The sequence below is a fragment of the Streptomyces glaucus genome, from assembly GCF_039533365.1.
In the GTDB taxonomy this organism is placed as follows: Bacteria; Actinomycetota; Actinomycetes; order Streptomycetales; family Streptomycetaceae; genus Streptomyces; species Streptomyces glaucus.
Genome location: NZ_BAAATK010000114.1, coordinates 1 through 4,114, shown reverse-complemented (window position 1 = coordinate 4,114; position 4,114 = coordinate 1). Strand labels below are relative to the sequence as shown.

The following is a 4,114-nucleotide window of genomic DNA, read 5'->3' as shown; positions in this document are numbered from 1 at the left end:
CTTCCGACGGCTTCAGCCCGGCCGCCGCCAGTGCCTGTCGGATCACCCGCTGCTGGGAAGGACCGTTCGGCGCCGTCAGCCCGTTGGACGCCCCGTCCTGATTGACCGCACTGCCGCGGATGACCGCCAGCACCCGATGCCCGAGCCGCTCGGCATCCGACAGCCGCATCAGCACCAGCACACCCGCGCCCTCGGCCCACCCCGTGCCGTCGGCGGCCTCCGCGAAGGACTTGCACCGGCCGTCGGCGGCGAGGCCGCGCTGGCGGGAGAACTCGACGAAGGTCTGCGGGGTGGCCATCACCGTGACTCCGCCGGCCAGGGCGGTGTCGCACTCGCCGGCGCGCAGGGCCTGGCAGGCCAGGTGCAGGGCGACCAGGGAGGAGGAGCAGGCGGTGTCGACGGTGACGGCCGGCCCTTCGAAGCCGAAGACGTAGGCGATGCGGCCGGAGAAGACACTGCCCGCGTTGCCGTTGCCGAGATAGCCCTCGACCTCGTCGGGCACGGTGTGCAGGCGGGCGGAGTAGTCGTGGTACATCAGGCCCGCGTACACGCCGGTGGCGGTGCCGCGCAGGGAGTGCGGGTCGATGCCGGCCCGCTCCAGCGCCTCCCAGGAGGTCTCCAGCAGCAGCCGCTGCTGCGGGTCCATCGCCAGCGCCTCACGCGGCGAGATCCCGAACAGCTCCGCGTCGAAGTCGGCCGCGTCGTGCAGGAAGCCGCCCTCGCGGACGTACGACGTGCCCGGCCGGTCGGGGTCGGGGTCGTAGAGCCGCTCCACGTCCCAGCCGCGGTCGGTCGGGAACCCGGAGATGCCGTCGCCGCCCTCGGCGACCAGCCGCCAGAGCTCCTCGGGTGAGGTGATGCCGCCGGGGTAGCGGCAGCCCATGCCGACGATGGCGATGGGGTCGTCGGCGGCGGCGCGCCGTCGGCCGTGCGGCACGGCGACGGGCTCGGGGGCGGTGTCGCCGAGCAGCTCGCGGTGGAGGTGGGCGGCCAGGGCCGCCGGGCTCGGGTGGTCGAAGACGAGGGTCGCCGGCAGGCGCAGGCCGGTCGCGGTGCCGAGGTGGTTGCGCAGGTCGACGGCGGTGAGGGAGTCGAACCCGAGGTCCTTGAAGGCGCGGGCCGGATCGACGGAGGCGGCGGAGTCGTGGCCCAGGACGGCCGCGACGCGGGTCTGGACGAGGTCGAGCAGGAAGCGGTCCCGCTCGGCCGGGGGCAGGGTGTGCAGCCGGTCGACGAGCGTCGAGGTGTCACCGTCCGCGGCCCGGCCGCCGGCGAGCCGCCTGCGGCGGGTCGCCGGGAGGAGGCCGAGGAGCACGCTGGGCAGGGTGTCCTGACGGGCGGCGAGCGCGGACGTGTCGAGTACGGCCGGGACGGCGGCCGGTTCGTCGGTGCGCAGCGCCGTGTCCAGGAGGGCGAGCGCGTCGTCGTCGGGCAGGGCGGGGAAGCCCTGGCGGCGCATCCGGGCCACGTCCGCCTCGGACAGGCGGCCGCCCATGCCGTCGGCGTGCTCCCACATGCCCCAGGCGAGCGAGAGGGCGGGCAGGCCGCGGGCGTGGCGGGCGGCGGCGAGGGCGTCGAGGGACGCGTTGGCGGCCGCGTAGGCGGCCTGGCCGGCGGAACCGATCACTCCGGCGATCGCGGAGAACAGCACGAACGCGTCGAGTTCGCGATCCGCCGTCAACGCGTCCAGGTGCAGGGCGGATTCGGCCTTGGCGGCCAGGACGTGGGCGAGCCGGTCCGGGGTGAGGTCGGTCAGGACACCGTCGTCGAGCACGCCCGCGGTGTGCACGACCGCGCTCAGCGGTACGTCGCGGAGTGCGGCGGCGAGGGCGGCGCGGTCGGAGACGTCGCACGCCTCGGCCCGTACCCGGGCGCCCAGTTCGGTAAGTTCGGCGACGAGTGCGGCGGCGCCCGGGGCCTGCGGTCCGCGGCGGGACAGCAACAGCAGGTCCCGTACGCCGTGTTCGGCGACGAGGTGGCGGGCCACCAGGGCGCCGAGGCCGCCGGTGCCGCCGGTGATCAGGACGGTGCCGGTCCGGGGCCAGAGCGGGGCGTCCGCGGTGGTGGCGGTGGTACCGGTGGCGGCCCTGGTGAGGCGGGGCAGCAGGACCCGGCCCTCGCGCAGGGCGAGTTGGGCCTCACCGGTGTCGACGAGCGGGGCCGGGCACTGGGTCAGGGCGTGTCGTGAGGCGGGCGTGCCGTCGGTGTCGGCCAGCGCGAACCGGCCGGGGTGTTCACTGATCGCCGTACGCACCAGGCCCCACACGGCGGCACCCGCCGGGTCGGTGAGGGCGCCGGTGGTGAGGACGACGAGGCGGCTCGCGGCGAGCGCGGGTTCGGCCAGCCACTCCTGGAGCACGGCGAGGACACCGCTCGCGGTCTCGGTCGGGGAGTTGCCGGCGGCGACCGGCAGCAGGACCGTGCGGGCGGGGGTGTCCTCGGCGGCCAGGGCGGCGACCGTTGGGTACGCGGTCAGGCCGGGGAGGACGGGGGCGCTGCCCGGAGCGTCGAGGACGGCGAGGCCGGCGGCGCGCTCGGCATCGGCCGCGCCGGGTGCCGTGGGGGCCGGCACCCACTCCAGCCGGTACAGGTTCCGTGCCGGCGCGGCGGCCGGGTCCGCGGCGGTCACCTCGGCGGCGGGAACCGGGCGCAGCACCAGTCCGGCCACCTCGGCGACGGGTTCGCCCGCGGTGTCCGCGACGCGCAGGGCGACCTCGCCGGAGGCCCGGACGGTCAGCCGGGCCCGTACCGCGGCCGCGCCCACCGCGGCCAGGGAGACTCCCGACCACAGGAAGGGCAGCAGCGCCCGGCGGTCCTCGGCGGATCCGGCGGGTTCCGTACGGGCCGGGAGGTCGTCGATGCCGAGGGCGTGCAGTACGGCGTCGAGGAGCGCCGGGTGCAGCGCGAAGCCGGATGCGTCCTCGGCGGCCGGCTCGGGCAGTTCTGCCTCGACGTACAGGTCCGCGCCGTCACGCCAGGCCGCGCGCAGGCCCCGGAACGTCGTCCCGTACACCATGCCGGTCTCCGCCAACCGCGCGTACAGGCCGTCCACGGCGACGGGCTCCGCGCCGGCCGGCGGCCAGACCCGCAGGTCCCAGTCGGGGACGGGCGGCGCGGCGACGCTCAGCGTCCCTGTGGCGTGCAGGGTCCACGGATGGTCGTCCGGTGCTCCCTCGGGGCGCGCGTGGACGCGGACGGCGCGGACACCGCCGTCGCCGTCGGCCGGATCGACCGACGTCTGCACCTGCACCGCGCCGTCGCGCGGCAGCAGCAGCGGCACGCGGAGGGTCAGCTCCTCGACCGTCTGCGCTCCCACGTGGTCGGCGGCCTGGAGGGCGAGTTCGACCAGTGCCGTGCCGGGGACGACGACCGTGCCGTCGACAGTGTGGTCGGCCAGCCAGGGGTGGGTCCGCACGGACAGCCGCGAGGTGAGCACGGCGGTGTCGGAACCGGCCAGCCGCACGCTGGCCCCGAGCAGCGGATGCCGCGTGGCCCCGAGGCCGAACCCACCCGCGTCGAGCGACGGCTTCGCGGGTTCCAGCCAGTAGCGGTGGTGTTGGAAGGGGTAGGTGGGCAGGTCGACGCGGTGGGCGCCGGTGCCGTCGAACAGCGCGGCCCAGTCGACGGTGGTGCCGCGGACGTACAGTTCGGCGAGCGCGGTCAGCAGCGTGTGCGGCTCGTCCCGGCCCTTGCGCAGCACGCTTGCCGCGGGTGCGGGGTCCACGAGCGCGGTCAGCACCGGATCGGGGCCCAGTTCCAGGAAACGGGAGACGCCGAGGTCGTCGACTGCCGTGCCGGCGGCATCGTGGAAACGGACGGCCTCACGCACCTGGCGCACCCAGTACTCCGGGGTGGTCCAGTCGTCGCCCTCGACGACCGCGCCGGTGAGTGTGCTGACGGCGGGCACGGCGGGGCGACGGTAGACCACCCGCCGGGCCCGCTCGGCGAACTCGGCGAGCACCGGCTCCATCAACGGCGAGTGGAAGGCATGGCTCACCCGCAGCCGGGTGACCCTGCGGCCCTGCTCCCGCGCGCCGGCCAGCACCGTGCTCACCGCCCCTTCCTCGCCCGAGACGACCACCGAGGAGGCACTGTTCACGGCGGCGATCACAAC

1 protein-coding gene is annotated in these 4,114 nt (G+C 76.0%); it reads right to left on the bottom strand.

Translation table 11 applies throughout. The features are described from left to right. The coding region (locus tag ABD363_RS32260) for an SDR family NAD(P)-dependent oxidoreductase (RefSeq protein ID WP_344610010.1) at window positions 1–4,099 on the bottom strand (4,099 nt) is incomplete at its 3' end. Window positions 4,100–4,114: the final 15 nt, after the last annotated feature.